Origin of the sequence: Streptomyces muensis (assembly GCF_021474425.1) — a bacterium.
Classification (GTDB): domain Bacteria; phylum Actinomycetota; class Actinomycetes; order Streptomycetales; family Streptomycetaceae; genus Streptomyces; species Streptomyces muensis.
Genome location: NZ_JAKEIP010000017.1, coordinates 12,915 through 28,023 on the forward strand (window position 1 = coordinate 12,915; position 15,109 = coordinate 28,023).

The window sequence follows — 15,109 nt, forward strand, 5'->3', positions numbered from 1 at the left end:
GGGCGGTGTGCGGAAGTGGGTTCAGCTGGGCCTCAGTTACGTCCCCCAGGGTTGCCGGCAGGTGGCCGACCGCGGGTGGTGGGCCTGACGAAAGGGAGCGAGCGAACGATGTCCGAGTCCGAGCAGGGGAACGGCCGTCGCGCCCACGCGAGCCGCCGCAACTTCATGCGCAAGGTCTTCTTCGCCTCCGGCGCCACCGCCGTCGCCACGATGGGCGGCGCCGGTGCCTGGGCCGCGATGGCCGACGACACCACCGGTACGGCGGAGGCCTCGGCCGCTCCGAGCGGCGCCCCGAGCGGAGCGCCCGGCGGCGGTGCGGGCGGACCCGGCAACCAGTCGATCACCGAGGACTTCTTCGGCCTGACCACCGACGGCAACCGCATCGACGACCTGTTCACGATCCACTCCACCAAGGTCGCCACCGCCCCCGTCATCGCCGCGGCGAACGCCTTCCTGGCCGGCCTCACCGACGACCAGAAGAGCTCGACCCAGTTCACCGTCCACTCCACCGAGTGGCGCCTGTGGAGCAACATCGACTCCTACGACCGTCAGGGCGTCTCCCTGGCCGACCTGAGCGACGACCAGAAGGCGCTCGGAACGGCCCTGCTGAAGGCGGCGCTGAGCGCCGACGGTCTGGAGACGACGGAGAAGATCCGCAGGATCAACCAGGCGGCCGGCGAGGCCATCGGCAACACCGACGCCTTCAACGAGGACGCCTACTACTGGACCGTCATGGGTACCCCGTCCGCGACCGAGCCCTGGGGCTTCCAGTTCGACGGCCACCACCTGGTCGTCAACTACTTCGTGCTCGGCGACCAGGTGGTCATGAGCCCCTGCTTCTGGGGTTCGGAGCCCACGTCGATGGAGATCGACGGCGAGACGGTCACGGTCTGCCACGAGGAGGTCGCCGCGAGCCTGGCCTTCGTCAACTCCCTCACAGCGGCCCAGCAGAAGATCGCCATCGCCTCCGCCACCAAGTCCAACGAGTCCATGAAGGCGGGCGCGTTCGCCGACAACACGGTCCAGGCGTACGAGGGCCTGCGCGGCGACGCCCTGAACGCCGCCCAGCGCAAGAAGCTCCTCGGCATCGTCGAGGCCTTCGTGGGCCGGGCGAAGGCCGACGCCGCGCGGGTGACGATGGCCGAGGTCCGCAAACACCTCGCCGACACCTACGTCACCTGGGCCGGCGGCATCGAGGACGACTCGGCCTTCTACGTCCGGATCCACAGCCCCGTGGTGTGGGTCGAGGTCGACTGCCAGGGTCCCGGCCCGCTGGCCGGCGCGTACGGCGCCACCCAGGGCGACGGCCCCACCCAGAAGCACGTCCACTCCGTCATCCGCACCCCCAACGGCAACGACTACGGAAAGGAGCTCCTGCGGCAGCACTACCTGACCTCGCCCCACCATCGGTGAGCCGCGCCGGTCCCGGCCCCGCGCCGCTCACTGGCCCGGTGTCACCGGGATCCATTCGCTGCCGCCCAGCGGGTAGTCGTAGGAGTCGCCGCCCACCTTGGCGCTGGTGCGGAACGGGGTGCCGGAGTTGTCGATGTGGACGGTGCCGCGGCGGCTGCCGCTGGACCAGTCCAGGGTGAGGTCCCAGCGGACGTCGTGCGCCTTGGTGTGGACGGTGACGTAGTAGACCTCCGGGTCGGACTCACTGACCTTGTACGGGAAGTCGCGTTGGCCGTTCTTGACGGTGAGCGTGGGGCTGCCGCTGTCCAGGTCGGCGTCGAACGACCTGCTCTCGACGCCGCCGCCGCAGCCGGAGCCCATCGCGTACTCGTTCCAGCCGGGCGGCGCGCCCTTCGACAGGACGCGCAGGTGCAGATCCTTCAGGACGACGGTCTCCTTGCCGGTGCCCTGCACGGTGAGGGCGATCCGCTGTTCGTTCGAGGAGATCGCACCGTACGCGGTGGACCAGCGCTGTGCGTCCTGCTCGCCCGCGGGCGGACCGACCTGCTCGGGTTCGCTGTCGACGAGGAAGTGCTGGCTGCACGGGCTGTCGTAGACATAGGGGCGGACGTCGACCGTGAGCGGGACGGCGTCGGTGGCGCCGTCCTCGGCCGACCCGTCCGTGGCCTGTGCGCCGCCGCCCGCCGAGGTGCCGGACCCGGCGCTCGCGGACCCGGAGGGGGAGGGCGATGACGACGGCTTCTTCCCCTTCCCGCTCGCGGACGGAGCGGCGGAGGGCGTGCCGGTGCCGGACGCCGCGGTCGTCGCCTCCGTAGCGCCGTCCGCCCGTCCCGTCGGCCGGTCGCCGTTCCCGCCCTCGTCGAAGGGCACACCCACGGCCAGCACCACGGCCCCCAGTACGGCGGCCGACGCGACGGAGGCGATCAGCGCCGTACGGCTGCGCAGGCGACCACCCGGACGACGCGGCCGCGTGAGCGCGCCCGGCACGCCGACGACCACGGTCGAGTCGACGGGGCTGGTTCCTTGACCCGGGGCTGTCTCTTGACCCGGGGCTGTCTCTTGGCCCGGTCCTGTGTCTCGATCCGATCCTGTTTCTCGACCCGGGCCTGTCTCTTGATCCTGGACTGTCTCCCGGGCCGAACCGGCTCCTTGCGTCGAGCCCCTCGCCGTGGCCTGATCCGTGCCGCGCCCGCGTGCCGCGTCCGCCAGGATCCAGCGCCGGTGCAGTTCCACGAGTTCCTGCGGTGTCGCCCGGCAGACCCTCGCGAGGCGTTCCACCGGTGCGTACTCGACCGGCACGGCGGTGCCGTTGCAGTAGCGGTGCAGCGTCGACGTACTCATGTGCAGACGCTTGGCAAGCGCCCCGTAGCTGAGTCCCGAGCGGTCCTTGAGTTCCCGCAGCAGCCGTGCGAACTCCGCCGTCGCCCCCGCCTCCGCCTCGCCCGACACCCGTTCCCCTCATTCCCCGTATTCCAGCCGCGCGTTCCAGGCCCCCGGGATTCTTCCTGGTCAGAGCGCGTTTCGGTGTTCCAGCGTCCCTAACTCCCCGCCGCAGGTGGCGGTTGGGACAGATCGCCTCACAAGCTTCGGCCATCCAATCACCACCGCAACCCGAACACCGAAGGGGCGCAGCAACATGTCCGACTTCCGTACCTCCCGTACTTCCCGCACCCGTCTCGTCGCCGCCGCGACCGCCGTACTCGCCACGCTCTGCCTGTCCGCGTGCAACGACGGAACCGGCACCAAGGACGAGGGCGCCGCGGCGACCACCACCTCCACGGGTTCCGCCACCGCCACCCCTTCCGAGGGCTCCGGCGGCAACTCCGCCTCGGGCACCTCGGGTTCCTCCGGCTCGTCGACGAGCGGCTCGAACGGTTCGGGTTCCTCCGGCGGCGGGGCGGGCGGCACCGATTCGGGTTCCACCGACCAGGCCCCGGCGACCAAGGCGCCCGCCTCCTCCGGCAAGCCGGTCACCTGCGAGGGGTCCAACACCAAGACGGTCGCGGCCCCGTTGAACCGCCCCGTGAACCACATGCTGCTCACCGTGACCAACACCGGCAGCAGGACCTGCTTCCTCTACGGCTACCCCGCCGTCCGCTTCGGTGAGGCCCAGTCGGTGCCGCCGGTCATCGAGGAGTCGCAGCCCCAGGCGGTCGTCACGCTGGAGCCGGGCCAGTCCGGCTACGCCTCCGTGAGCCTGTCCGCCACCGACGGCAGCGCCTCGGGCGGCCGGACCGAGAAGTCCCTGGCCGTCTCCTTCTTCGGCCGCTCCATGAGCCGGAGCGTCGGCGCGGCCGCCCACCCGTCGCTGCCCGCGAACGGCGTCCACATCGACGACTCCCTCAAGGTCACGTACTGGCAGCAGTCGATGGACGACGCCACCAGCTGGTGATCAGCGCAGCGCGCTCTTGCGCTGCCACTGGCTCCAGGACAGGTTCCACGCGCCGAAGCCGTTGCCGGGGTCGACCACGCCCTTGGTGTCCTTGCCGGTGATCTCGAACGGGTCGCCCGGCCGCACCTGCCCGTAGAACCAGGCGGCGTCGGCGTCGCTCATGCCTATGCACCCGGAGCTCTGGTTGGAGTTGCCGAACCAGCGGGCGTTCCAGGGGGCGGCGTGGGCGTACATGCCCGACCAGGTCAGCCGCATCGAGTAGTCGACCATCTTGTCGTAGGCGTCGCCCAGGCCCACCGTCTCGGAGTTCATGTTGATCGTGCCCTCCTTGGCCATGAGCACGGCGGTCCCGCGCCAGGAGCGCTTGTCGCCGCCCGGGGTGCCGCCCGAGACGGGTATCCGCCGCACGGTCTTGCCGTCGCGTTCGAGGGTGAGCCGGTGGCGGTCGAGGTCGACCTCGACGATCTGCCGGGCGCCGATGGTGAAGGTCGTCGCGTAGTCGCGTACGAACCAGCCGCCGTCGGCGCCCGAGTCGGTGCCGTTCAGCTCGGCGTCCAGGGTGACCTTGGTGCCGGGCTTCCAGTACTCCCTGGGCCGCCAGTCCACCCGGTCCCGGCCGGAGTAGTCGCGGATCCAGCCCCAGGAGCCCTCGGTGTCGTTCGAGGTGGTGATCTTCAGCTGCTCCTCGACCTCGGCCCGGTTCCTGACCGGGTTGTCGAAGACCAGGGAGATCGGCTGGGCGACACCGACGGTGGAGCCGGTGCCCGGCCGCCAGTCGACCTTGTTGACCTTGCCGGCGGGGGCCGTGGTGAAGGAGGCCTTCGTGCTCTTGGCGGTGCCGCCCTCGGAGCGGGTCGCCGCCGTCACCGCGTACGCCGCGCCGGGCACGGACTTGCGGTCGGAGACCCAGGAGCGGCCGTCGGCGGCGACCTTGCCGGTGAGCCTGCGGCCGTCGGCGTCGGTGACGGTCACCGAGGTGAGTCGGCCGCCCGAGGCGGTGACCTTCACGGGCTCGCCGGCCGGGACCCGTTCTCCGGCGGGCGTGACGGTCACCGTGACCGGGCGGTCTTCGGCGCTCGGCTTCCCCTTCGTGTCGTCCGGGGCGCCGGGGGAGCCGCTCGACGAGCAGGCGGCGAGCGGCGCCAGCAGGGCGGCCACGACAGCGGCCCGGGCGTGGGCGAGTACACGTATGCGCGACAACGGAGCCTCCGGAAAGGGGCGGCAAGGTGGTGGATGTCGTGACTGTAGAGCCGTGAAACCCGAGGTCAGCGGCTGTGGAGCAACATGACGGCGGCTGGTGCGCAACCGTCATGGTCCGGTCACATTCGCCGGACGGAGCGGTCATGGACCGCTGTGAGCCTCCTGTGTGTCCCCGCGACCGGCCCGGGGAGAAGGAGAGGCTCAGACCGTGTCAGCTCTGCTCGTGCCGCCCAGCCGCGTGTGCCAGGCACGCAACCGGGGCTTCGCCCTGCGCCCCGTCACCGCGGAGACCTACCGCGCCTTCCTCGCGTCCCCCGAAGGTGCCGCACTCGGCGCCGGATTCCTGCAATGCCCCTCCTGGGCCGACGTCAAGGAGGGCTGGCGCGCCCAACTGCTCGGCTGGGGACCGGATCCGGAGGCCGGCGCGCTGACGGGCGTGGCCCTGGTGCTGCTACGGCAGTTCCCCGGCACCCGCAAGTACTTCGCCTACCTCCCCGAAGGACCCGTCGCCGACTGGACCGACCCCGACATCGACGGCTGGCTCGACCCGCTGCTGGACCATCTGCGCCGGACCGGCGCCTTCGCCGTACGCATCGGCCCTTCGCCGGCCTACCGGCGCTGGGACGCCGCCCTGCTCAAGCCGCTCACCGGCCCGGGCCGACGCCTCGGCGACGTCCTGGCCAGTGAGGTCGACCCGCTCGGCACCGCCGTCGCCGAGCGGCTGCGGGCCCGCGGCTGGCGGCGCTGCGGCGACGACGGCACCGGGGCGGACGGGGACGCCCAGCCCCGGCACGTCTTCCACGTACCGCTCGCCGGACGCGGCACACAGGACCTGTGGAGCGGGCTCAACCAGGAGTGGCGGCGCAACGTCCGCCGGGCCCAGAAGGAGGGCGTGGAGGTCGTGGTCGGCAGCGCGGCCGAACTCCCGGAGTTCTACCGGCTGCTGGGCATCACCGAGCGGCGCGACGGCTTCCGGCTCGGCCGTTCGCTCGCCTACTACGAGCGTCAGTACGCGGCCCTCAACGCCGAGGAACCGGGCCGGATGAAGCTGTACCTGGCCCGGCACCGAGGGGAGATCCTGGCCGCCCACACGCTGATCACGGTGGGCCGGCGCGCCTGGTACCAGACCGGCGCCTCCGCCGACCACCGCCGCGAGGTCCGCCCCTCCAACGCCCTTCAGTGGCGGATGCTCCAGGACGCCCACGCCCTCGGCGCCGACGTCTACGACATGCGCGGGGTACCCTCCACACTCGATCCGGACGAACGTGCGTACGGACTGCTGCGGTGGAAGCTCGGCACCGGGGGACACGTCGTCGAGACGTTGGGGGAATGGGAGAGGCCTTTGGCCGGCAGCGCCAACCACACGCTCTACCGCGCCTTCCAGGCGTATCTGAACCGCCGATGAGGCAGACCACGAAGACGGCCTCCGCGGACTCTCCGGCCTCTCCCGCTGCTCCGAACTCCTCCGCTGCGCGCGGCAGTGCCGTCATGGCCGCCGGGTCCGTCGTCGGCAGGGCCACCGGGTTCGCCCGCTCGGCCGTGGTCGCGGCGGCGATCGGCACCATCGGGCCGGTCCCCGACGGCTACGCGGTCGGCAACGCCCTGCCCACCATCGTCTACATGCTGCTCCTCGGCGGCGCGCTGAACGCCGTCTTCGTGCCGGAGCTGGTCAAGGCCGCCAAGGAACACGACGACGGGGGCGCCGCGTACACCGACCGGCTGGTCACCGTCTGCGTCACCGCCCTGCTCGCGATCACCGCCGCCGCGGTCTGGGCCGCGCCCGCGATCATCGGTGTCTACACCGACTACACCGGTGAACAGGCGGCCATGACCACCGCGTTCGCCCGCTACTGCCTGCCGCAGATCTTCTTCCTCGGGCTCTTCACGCTGCTCGGGCAGGTGCTCAACGCACGCGGCCGGTTCGGCGCGATGATGTGGGCGCCGGTCCTCAACAACCTCGTCGTCATGGTCGTGTTCGGCCTGTACCTGGCGCTGTCCCTGGGCGGCGGTGACACCCTCACCGCGACCGAGACCGCCGTCCTCGGCTGGGGCACGACCGCCGGCATCGCCGCCCAGGCCCTCGCCCTCGTCCCCGCCCTGCGCGCCGCCCGCTTCCGCTGGCGCCCGCGCTTCGACTGGCGCGGCAGCGGACTGACCCGCCCGCTGCGCGCGGCCGGCTGGCTGGTGCTGCTGGTCCTGGCCAACCAGGCCGCCTACTGGGTCACCACCCGCCTCGCCACCACCGCGGGCCTCGACGGCGGCCCCGGATACGGCGCCTACAACAACGCCTACGCCCTGTGGGTCGTACCGCACGGCATCATCACCGTCTCCGTGGTCACCGCGCTGATGCCCCGGATGAGCGCGGCGGCCGCCGACGGGGACACCGCCGCCGTACGCCGCGACGTCTCCCACGCGCTGCGCGTCTGCGCCGCCGCCGTCGTCCCGGCCGCCTGCGCGATGTTCGCCCTCGCCGGGCCGGTGATGGCCCTCGTCTTCGGCCACGGCAGGACCAGCGCCGCCGACACCGCCGCCATGGCCGGGATCCTGATGGCCTTCGCGCCGGGACTGATCGCCCTGTCCGGCCAGTACGTCCTCTCCCGCGCCTTCTACGCGCTCTCCGACACCCGTACGCCGTTCCTGCTCAACCTCGTCATCGTCACCCTCAACGCGGGACTGTCCCTGACCGCCGCCCAACTGCTGCCGGCCCGCTGGGCCGTGACCGGCATGGCGGCGGGGTACTCCCTGGCGCTGTGCGCGGGCTGGGCGCTGACCGGCCGGGTGCTGGCCCGTCGCCTCGGCGTCGACCGCCCCCTGCGCTCGTCCGCCGCCGGCGCCCACGTACGGCTGCTGCTGGCCGCCGTCCCCGCCACCGTGCTCGGCCACTTCGCGGTCCTGGGAACCGCACCGGCCGGAGCGATGGTCTCCACGGTTGCCGGCGCGACCGCCGTCGTCCTCACCTTCGCCCTGCTCGCCCGACCGCTGCGCCTGACCGAACTGCTCGCGCTGCTCGACGGCGTACGCCGCGGAGCGACCCGCACCCGCACCCGCCCCTGACCACCACCGAGGGAGAACCGCCGATGTCCCGCGTGCTCCTCATCGAGGACGACCCTTCCGTACGCGAGGGGGTCGAACTCGGTCTGCGCCGCCGCGGCCACGAGGTACGGGCGGCCGCGACCGGCGAGGCCGGCCTCGCCGCGATGGCCGAGTTCCGCCCCGACCTGCTCCTGCTGGACCTGATGCTGCCCGGCATGAACGGCGTCCAGGTCTGCCGGCGGGTCCGCGAGCGCAGCCAGCTGCCGATCATCATGCTCACTGCGCGCGGCGACGACTTCGACGTGGTCATCGGCCTGGAGGCCGGCGCCGACGACTACATCGTCAAGCCCGCCCGCACCGAGGTGATCGAGGCCCGCATCCGCGCCGTACTGCGCCGCCTGGACGACGGCGGCGCGGGCCGGCCGGACATCGAGGTGCACGGCGAACTCACCATCGACCGCGTCGGACTGACCGTCGCCAAGGCCGGCCGGCCGCTGGCGCTCGCGCCCTCGGAGCTCAAGCTCCTGCTGCACCTGTCCGCCGCCCCCGAGCAGGTGTTCAGCAGACAGCAGCTGCTGGAGCACGTCTGGGACCACAGCTACCACGGCGACGCCCGGCTGGTGGACGCCTGTGTCGCCCGGCTGCGCGGCAAGATCGAGGACCAGGTCGGCAGCCCGCGCTACGTCCAGACGCTGCGGGGCTTCGGCTACCGCTTCGGTCCGCTGTGAGCACCGGCACCGGCGGCAGTACCGGCGGCACCGGCGCCCGGCGGTCGCGGCGGGCCAGGGCGTTCGGGCTGCGCACCCGTCTGCTGCTCGCGTTCCTGCTGGTCGCCGCCGTCAGCGCGGGCACGACGGCCGCGCTGACCTACCGCGAGGCCCGCAACGCCGTGCTCCAGACGGCCCAGGACACGGCGGTCACGTCGTTCCGCGACCAGGTCCAGCAGACGGCCTTCGCGCTGCCCGTGCAGGGCGGGGACGACCTGGACGCGCTCCTGCGGGACATCGCCCGCAGGGGAAAGCCGCATCCCTGGGTGGTGTTCGCCGAGTACGGCTCGGTCCGCGCCTCCTCGGGCGAGAACGCCGAGTCCACCGTCATCACACCCGAACTGCGCCGCGCCGCGCGGGCCGACCCGCACGGCAGCTTCGAGCGGGTCGTCAAGGACGGCGTGCCCTATCTGACCATCGCCATGCCCATGGTCTTCAAGACCGGCCCGTACAGCCTGGTGCCCAGCGGACTCGTCCTGTACGCCGTCATGCGGATGACCGACGAACAGGTCAACGTCGACGCCCTCCTGATGGCCGCCCGCGACGGTGCCCTGCCCGGCCTCGCCGTCGCCCTGATACCGGGCCTGATCGCCGCGCGCAGCGTGCTGCGCCCCGTGCGCGAACTGCGCGAGGCCGCCCGCAGCATGGGCAGCGGCCGGCTCGACACCCGGATCCCGGTGCGCGGCAGCGACGAACTGGCCGACCTGGCCCACACCTTCAACGAATCCGCCGCCCAACTCGACCACTCCGTACGGGAACTGCGCGACGCCGAGGCCCGCGCCCGCCGTTTCGCCTCCGACGTCTCCCACGAACTGCGCACCCCGCTCGCCGGGATGCTCGCCGTCACCGAGGTCCTCGACGAGGACGCCGACCACCTGGACGCCGACACCGCCCGCGCGGTCCGGCTGGTCAGCGCGGAGACCGGAAAGCTCGCCGTGCTCGTCGAGGACCTGATGGAGATCTCCCGCTTCGACGCCCGCGCGGCCGAGTTGAACGCCGACGAGGTCGACGTCGCCGAGACCATCCGCAAGACTCTCGACAACCGCCATTGGACCGACACCCGGATCCGCACCGAACTCCCCGACGGCATCCGCGCCCGTCTCGACCCGCGCCGCTTCGACCTCGTGATCGCCAACCTCGTCGGCAACGCCCTGCGGCACGGCGGCGCGCCCGTCACCGTACGCCTGCGCACCGAGGCGAGTTCCGAGGGCAGGGCGGTGCTGGTCACCGAGGTCACGGACAGCGGCCCCGGCATCCGCCCCGAGGCCCTCCCGCACATCTTCGACCGCTTCTACAAGGCCGACGCGGCCCGCACCCGCTCGGCGGGCAGCGGACTGGGCCTGGCGATCACCCTGGAGAACGTGAAACTGCACGGCGGAACGATCCGCGCCGGGAACCTGCCGGGGTCCGGAGCCGTCTTCACCGTCGAGATCCCGCTGCACGCGGAGGAGGCCGGGGGATGAGGCGTGCGCGCGGGCGCCGCGGAGCCGCGGCCTTCGTCGCCGTACCGGCGGCCGTGGCGCTGCTCGGCGGCTGCGGGATCCAGGAGACCGACGTCATCGAGGCGGGCGGCCCCGCCAGCTTCCAGGCCTTCCTCGACCGCGACTACGACATGCTGCTCTTCTTCCGTTCCCCCGACGGAGGACTGAGCACCGTGATCCGGACGACGGGGTCGCCCTCCGCCGACACTGCCGGCCCGGTGCCGACGGAGAAGGTCGTCTCGGCGTTGCTCGCCGGCCCCCGGGAGGAAGACCGGGCCGCCGGCCTGACCACAGCTCTGCCGACCCTCGGCCGCGGCGACACCGTCAAGGTCGAACCCGCGGCGAACGGCCGGGTCACGACCCACCTGCCGATCGCCCTGAAGCCCCTGGACGACACCGCACTACGCCAGCTGACCTGCACGATCGCCTACAGTCAGGACGCCGACGGCCAGATCGTCGTGGAACTGCGGGGACAGGACGGGACATCGAGATCCGGCACCTGCCAACTCGCCCCCGGCGGCACCTCGCTGCCCGAGACGGGTGACTGACCCGTCCTTGCCGCGGCTTAGGTCCATCAGCCGAGTGCGGTTCGGGCTGCGGTCGGGTCCCTGACCCGGAACGCGTCGCTAGCGTTGGCGATCAGCAACGATCACGCGCGTGACGCCCCGAGGGGAGCGACCGATGCCCGGCAGCGGCTGCACCCGCCCGCGGAGCGATCGGTGACGCCGGACGATCCCGCCGAGGAGCGCGCCGACGCCGCCCGCAACCGGGCCCGGCTGTTGGAGGCGGCGGCCTGGCTGGTGGCCGAGCGGGGTGCCGAGCACGTGACGATGCACGAGGTCGCGCAGGTGGCCGGCGTGGGCAAGGGCACGCTCTTCCGCCGGTTCGGCGACCGCGACGGCCTGCTGCTGGCCCTGCTGGACGACGTCGAGGGGGAGTTCCACGAGGCGTACACCTTCGGTCCCCCTCCGCTGGGACCGGGAGCACCGGCGACGGACCGGCTGACGGCGTTCGGTCGCGCCCTGATCGAGCGCATCGCCGACCCCACCGACCTGGGCCCGGCACTGGGACGCCAGATCCCCGTGGAACGCCGCCAGGCCTCGCACTACGGCCGGGCCTTCCACCACCACGTCTCCTCCCTCCTGGCGGAGGCGGGCGTCGAGGGCGACCACGACCTGCTCGCCCACGCCCTGCTCGCCTTCACGGACCTGGAGACCATGGACTACCTGCGAGGCGAGCGTCAGGCCGGCACCGAGCGCCTGCGGCGCACCTGGACGGACCTGGTACGACGGGTCACCGGAGCCGACGCACGCTGAACGCCGGTGATCAGCGCGTCCGCACGCGGCGGTCGCAGTGGTCAGACTCCGGTGGACGGATCGTCGACGAGCGCGGTGGCGGCTTCGTGGAACTCCTTGAGAACGGCGAGGAATCCGGCCTCGCCCCACAGGGCCAGCCCCAGAACGGCGACCCCCACCGCCGTGATGTGCACGGCCCCCGCGATGTCCTGGCACGACACCGCCCGCATCGCCGACTGGTCACCACTGGCCCAGGCCCGCGTCGCCTCACCCACGGCGAACTCGTAGTGCGGCGGGGCCGAGGCGGCGAGCTCGTCGGCCCGGCCCACCAGTTCGTCCAGCGTCCACGGCCTGCCCGTCAGCTCCATGATGCTGATCGTGGAGCGCAGCAGACCGTTCAGGATCGCGTACACCTCGATCGAGCCGCCCGCCTCCAGACCGTCCATCGCGTCCCGGACCGCGATGCCGTCCCGGTCCACATAGCCCCGGACGACGTTCAGTGCCCGGTCACGGGAGGTCGGGCGCGCTGCATCGCTCATGCGCCTCACACTATGGACGCCGGTCCGCCCGCGAATCGGTCTCCTGGCGCAGCGCGCCTCGGAAGAAAGCACTAGGACCAACGGCCACATTGCGTGGATCGGTCGCGGGGAGGAGTGGGAGCGGGCAGGATTTCGCAAGTTCGGTGAACCGTCAGGGGGACCGCTCATGCCGTACAGCTCCGTGGAATGGCCCGCGCGCAGTCTGCTGGGGGTGCTGGCGCCGCAGGCGCGGCAGGAAGTGCTCGAACTGGGCGTGCAGAAACGGTTCGAAGCCGGGGACGTGCTGCTGAGCGAGGGGGCGACCGACCGGCATGTGCTGTTGCTGCTCTCCGGCTTCGCCAAGGTGACGGCGCGCGTGGAGAACGGCGAGACCTCGCTGCTCGCCGTCCGCGTCGGCGGTGACACCGTCGGCGAGATGGCGGCCGTGGACGGCTCGGCCCCGCGCTCGGCGACCGTGACGGCCTGCGGTCCGATGACGACCCGGGTCGTGCAGTCCGGCGCACTGCACGAGCTGCTGATGCGGCGGCCCGAGGTGTCGGTGGCGCTGACCAGGATCATCGCCGACCGGCTGCGCTGGGCCAACCGCCGCCGGCTGGACTTCCGCGGCTACCGGGATTCAATCGCAGCGCACCTGTGTTCACGCCGGAGGTGAAGGGAACCTGTCGTCCGGGGTGCGACTACTCAGGCTTCATCGCGGAGGGATGGGGGAACGGACCGGCGAGCACTCCCTCCCAGAACATGGTCGCGAATATTGCGAACATGTGCGACGAAGACCTGATATCGATCAATATGGATCTTTGCGCTGAAGACTCCTGGTCCACGCGTGTAGCGTCCTTGTCGTGCAGCTCAGGTACGCCTTCCGTCTCTACCCCACCAGTGGTCAACAGGCCGCACTGGGGCGGGCGTTCGGCTGTGCCCGTGTCGTCTACAACGACGCCGTCCGCGCCCGCCGTGAGGCCCACGCCCAGGATCTTCCGTATCCGAAGCTCGGTCTGCTGTCCCGCCTGCTGATCACCGAGGCGAAGCGGCGGCCTGAGCGGGCCTGGCTGGGCGAAGTCTCCGCGGTCGTGTTGCAGCAGGCGCTGCGCGATTGCGAGCGCGCCTACGCCAACTTCTTCGCCTCCCTCAAGGGTGAGCGCACGGGGGCGCGGGTGGGTGAGCCGCGCATGAAGTCCCGCAAGGACACACGGCAGTCGATCCGCTTCACCGCCAATGCCCGCTGGTCGCTCACCGCCTGCGGGAAGCTGAACCTGCCGAAGATTGGCGCGGTGAAGGTGAAATGGTCCCGTATCCTGCCCGCCGCGCCCTCCTCGGTCACCGTCATCAAGGACGCGGCCGGAAGGTTCTTCGCCTCGTTCGCCATCGACACCGACCCCGCCGCTGACGCGACACGGATGCCCGAGACCGACCGCACCATCGGCATCGATCTCGGCCTCACTCTCCCCCAGAGGGGGTACCCCCATCGCGGTGCTCTCTGACGGCACGAAGATCGACTCTCCGCGTTTCCTGCGGCGTGCGGAGAAGAAGCTCAAGAAGGCCCAGCGGGAGCTGGCCCGCAAGCAGAAGGGGTCCAGGAACCGTGCCAAGGCCCGGGTGAAGGTGGCCCGTTCCCATGCCAAGGTCACCGACGCACGTCGCGAGTTCCACCATCAGCTCTCCACGAAGCTGATCTCCGAGAACCAAGGGATCGCCGTGGAGGACCTGGCGGTGAAAGGACTCGCGCGCACGAAGCTGGCCAAGTCCGTGCACGACGCCGGATGGGCCTCGTTCCTCAGCATGCTGGAGTACAAAGCCCAGCGGTACGGCCGCACCCTGGTCAGGATCGGCCGGTACGAGCCAACCTCCCAGACCTGTTCCACCTGCGGTGTCAAGGACGGACCCAAACCCCTCAGCGTCAGGGAATGGACCTGCACCGCCTGCGGTACCGTCCACGACCGGGACACCAACGCCGCGATCAACGTGAAGACGGCCGCCGGACTGGCGGTATCGGCCTGCGGAGCGCCGGTAAGACCAGGAGCAATCCCGGCACAGCGCGAAGAAACAGGAAGCCACGGACTCCCGAGCGAACCCCGTGCCGCGTAGCGGCACAGCAACTGATCGAGAAGGCCAGAATCTCCGGGCTTCAGCCCGGAGAGCAAGTCAACAGCTCAAGATCCCCGGCTCCCCGGCGGAGCTGTCCGAGCAGACCGCGAGCAACGCCTCCCGTACGAAGGAGCTGGAGGCGCAGGTCGCGTCGCTCAACGGCACGCTCAAGGACAAGATGGCCACCGAGCAGCGGCTGTGCGGCCGGGACAACTGGATCTGGCGGGGTGGGGTCAGGGACGTCACCATCACCTGCGAACGGGCCCGCGAGGACTCCTCGTCCTACCGCGAGACCAGCAAGATCGACACGTACGAGAAGCAGCTGGCGGTGCTGCGGGCCGAGGGGCAGACCCTGGCGGAGAAGAAGAACCGCGCCGCCGACACCTACCAGCCGCTGCTCCAGCGGACCATCGACACCAAGACGCGCGAACGTGCGGCCGACCTGGACACCGACGGCATCCTCACCCGGGCCCACGGCCTGAAGGAGGTCGCCGGATCGGACGGCTTCGCACTGTTCCTGACGGTCGTCCTGCACCTGCTGCTCCTGGGCTTCGACGCCCTGCCCGTCCTCGCCAAGTTCATGAGCGGCAGCACCATGTACGACACCCTCCTCGGCGCCCGCTTCGAGGCCAGCCGCCGGCTGCACGCCGAGGAACTCCAGGTACGGCACGAGTGCGCGCGGATGGAGCAGGGGGTGCAGCGCCACCACGTCGAGCTGGACACCGGTGACCGCATGCAGGCCCTGGAACACCGGTACCGGGTCGCCCAGGCGGAACGCACGGCCGACGAGCGCGCTGAGCTGGACGCCAGGATGGAACGGCTGCTGCGGACGCGACGGGTCTGAACAGGACGCTTCGAACCAACCCGGTGGCGTGCCGCCCGTCGGGGCACGCCACCCTCGAACGGG

The 15,109-nt window shown here is 71.4% G+C and carries 15 protein-coding genes; 12 read left to right on the forward strand and 3 right to left on the reverse strand.

Going from position 1 to position 15,109, the window contains the following annotated elements; all coding sequences use genetic code 11:
• Positions 1-108 precede the first annotated feature (108 nt).
• Complete coding sequence (locus tag L0P92_RS07090) at positions 109-1,413, forward strand: DUF3500 domain-containing protein (protein ID WP_234761659.1); 1,305 nt, start codon at positions 109-111, stop codon at positions 1,411-1,413.
• Between the two features lie 27 nt (positions 1,414-1,440).
• On the opposite strand, the gene L0P92_RS07095 is transcribed toward L0P92_RS07090, so the two are convergent.
• Complete coding sequence (locus L0P92_RS07095) at positions 1,441-2,862, reverse strand: helix-turn-helix domain-containing protein (protein WP_234761660.1); 1,422 nt, start codon at positions 2,860-2,862, stop codon at positions 1,441-1,443.
• A gap of 187 nt (positions 2,863-3,049) precedes the next feature.
• On the opposite strand from L0P92_RS07095, the gene L0P92_RS07100 reads away from it, so the two are divergent.
• Positions 3,050-3,805: a DUF4232 domain-containing protein gene (locus L0P92_RS07100; RefSeq protein ID WP_234761661.1), complete on the forward strand. Its 756-nt coding sequence runs from the start codon at positions 3,050-3,052 to the stop codon at positions 3,803-3,805.
• Here L0P92_RS07100 and L0P92_RS07105 read toward each other — a convergent pair whose 3' ends face one another.
• Entirely contained in the window at positions 3,806-5,005 is a 1,200-nt protein-coding gene (locus L0P92_RS07105; protein WP_234761662.1) for a L,D-transpeptidase, read from the reverse strand.
• Positions 5,006-5,213: 208 nt separating this feature from the next.
• On the opposite strand from L0P92_RS07105, the gene L0P92_RS07110 reads away from it, so the two are divergent.
• The 6 genes from L0P92_RS07110 (at position 5,214) to L0P92_RS07135 (ending at position 11,602) form a co-directional block, all read left to right on the forward strand.
• Complete coding sequence (locus L0P92_RS07110) at positions 5,214-6,410, forward strand: lipid II:glycine glycyltransferase FemX (protein WP_234761663.1); 1,197 nt, start codon at positions 5,214-5,216, stop codon at positions 6,408-6,410.
• On the forward strand, positions 6,407-8,059 hold the full coding sequence (gene murJ, locus L0P92_RS07115) for a murein biosynthesis integral membrane protein MurJ (RefSeq protein ID WP_234761664.1): 1,653 nt from the start codon (positions 6,407-6,409) through the stop codon (positions 8,057-8,059). The genes L0P92_RS07110 and murJ overlap by 4 nt, the downstream gene beginning before the upstream one ends.
• Positions 8,060-8,082: 23 nt before the next feature.
• On the forward strand, positions 8,083-8,766 hold the full coding sequence (locus tag L0P92_RS07120; RefSeq protein ID WP_234761665.1) for a response regulator: 684 nt from the start codon (positions 8,083-8,085) through the stop codon (positions 8,764-8,766).
• The gene (locus tag L0P92_RS07125) at positions 8,763-10,268 is read left to right on the forward strand and encodes an ATP-binding protein (RefSeq protein ID WP_234761666.1); all 1,506 of its coding nucleotides are present in this window, start codon (positions 8,763-8,765) and stop codon (positions 10,266-10,268) included. Before L0P92_RS07120 ends, L0P92_RS07125 begins: the two co-directional genes overlap by 4 nt.
• A complete protein-coding gene (locus L0P92_RS07130; RefSeq protein ID WP_234761667.1) occupies positions 10,265-10,834 on the forward strand; it encodes a hypothetical protein in 570 nt (189 codons plus the stop codon). Before L0P92_RS07125 ends, L0P92_RS07130 begins: the two co-directional genes overlap by 4 nt.
• Positions 10,835-11,005: 171 nt before the next feature.
• Complete coding sequence (locus L0P92_RS07135; RefSeq protein ID WP_234761668.1) at positions 11,006-11,602, forward strand: TetR/AcrR family transcriptional regulator; 597 nt, start codon at positions 11,006-11,008, stop codon at positions 11,600-11,602.
• A 41-nt stretch (positions 11,603-11,643) separates the two neighbouring features.
• Here L0P92_RS07135 and L0P92_RS07140 read toward each other — a convergent pair whose 3' ends face one another.
• The gene (locus L0P92_RS07140) at positions 11,644-12,120 is read right to left on the reverse strand and encodes a hypothetical protein (RefSeq protein ID WP_234761669.1); all 477 of its coding nucleotides are present in this window, start codon (positions 12,118-12,120) and stop codon (positions 11,644-11,646) included.
• 166 nt (positions 12,121-12,286) lie between these two features.
• Here L0P92_RS07140 and L0P92_RS07145 point away from each other — a divergent pair, with 166 nt between their 5' ends.
• The 4 genes from L0P92_RS07145 (at position 12,287) to L0P92_RS07155 (ending at position 15,046) form a co-directional block, all read left to right on the forward strand.
• The gene (locus L0P92_RS07145) at positions 12,287-12,772 is read left to right on the forward strand and encodes a Crp/Fnr family transcriptional regulator (RefSeq protein WP_234761670.1); all 486 of its coding nucleotides are present in this window, start codon (positions 12,287-12,289) and stop codon (positions 12,770-12,772) included.
• A 187-nt stretch (positions 12,773-12,959) separates the two neighbouring features.
• Positions 12,960-13,598 carry an RNA-guided endonuclease TnpB family protein gene (locus tag L0P92_RS45930; protein WP_308289643.1) on the forward strand — a complete coding sequence of 213 codons (639 nt, stop codon included), beginning with the start codon at positions 12,960-12,962 and terminating at the stop codon, positions 13,596-13,598.
• Positions 13,588-14,202: an RNA-guided endonuclease TnpB family protein gene (locus tag L0P92_RS45935; protein ID WP_308289645.1), complete on the forward strand. Its 615-nt coding sequence runs from the start codon at positions 13,588-13,590 to the stop codon at positions 14,200-14,202. The genes L0P92_RS45930 and L0P92_RS45935 overlap by 11 nt, the downstream gene beginning before the upstream one ends.
• On the forward strand, positions 14,192-15,046 hold the full coding sequence (locus L0P92_RS07155) for a DUF4407 domain-containing protein (protein WP_234761671.1): 855 nt from the start codon (positions 14,192-14,194) through the stop codon (positions 15,044-15,046). Before L0P92_RS45935 ends, L0P92_RS07155 begins: the two co-directional genes overlap by 11 nt.
• Positions 15,047-15,109 lie beyond the last annotated feature (63 nt).

What these genes read in the sequence shown, in the direction of transcription:
- L0P92_RS07090 (WP_234761659.1), top strand. Translation starts at nt 109, where the DNA reads ATGTCCGAGTCCGAGCAGGGGAACGGCCGTCGCGCCCACGCGAGCCGC.
- L0P92_RS07100 (WP_234761661.1), top strand. Translation starts at nt 3,050, where the DNA reads ATGTCCGACTTCCGTACCTCCCGTACTTCCCGCACCCGTCTCGTCGCC.
- murJ (WP_234761664.1), top strand. Translation starts at nt 6,407, where the DNA reads ATGAGGCAGACCACGAAGACGGCCTCCGCGGACTCTCCGGCCTCTCCC.
- L0P92_RS07120 (WP_234761665.1), top strand. Translation starts at nt 8,083, where the DNA reads ATGTCCCGCGTGCTCCTCATCGAGGACGACCCTTCCGTACGCGAGGGG.
- L0P92_RS07130 (WP_234761667.1), top strand. Translation starts at nt 10,265, where the DNA reads ATGAGGCGTGCGCGCGGGCGCCGCGGAGCCGCGGCCTTCGTCGCCGTA.
- L0P92_RS07140 (WP_234761669.1), bottom strand. Translation starts at nt 12,120, where the DNA reads ATGAGCGATGCAGCGCGCCCGACCTCCCGTGACCGGGCACTGAACGTC.
- L0P92_RS07145 (WP_234761670.1), top strand. Translation starts at nt 12,287, where the DNA reads ATGCCGTACAGCTCCGTGGAATGGCCCGCGCGCAGTCTGCTGGGGGTG.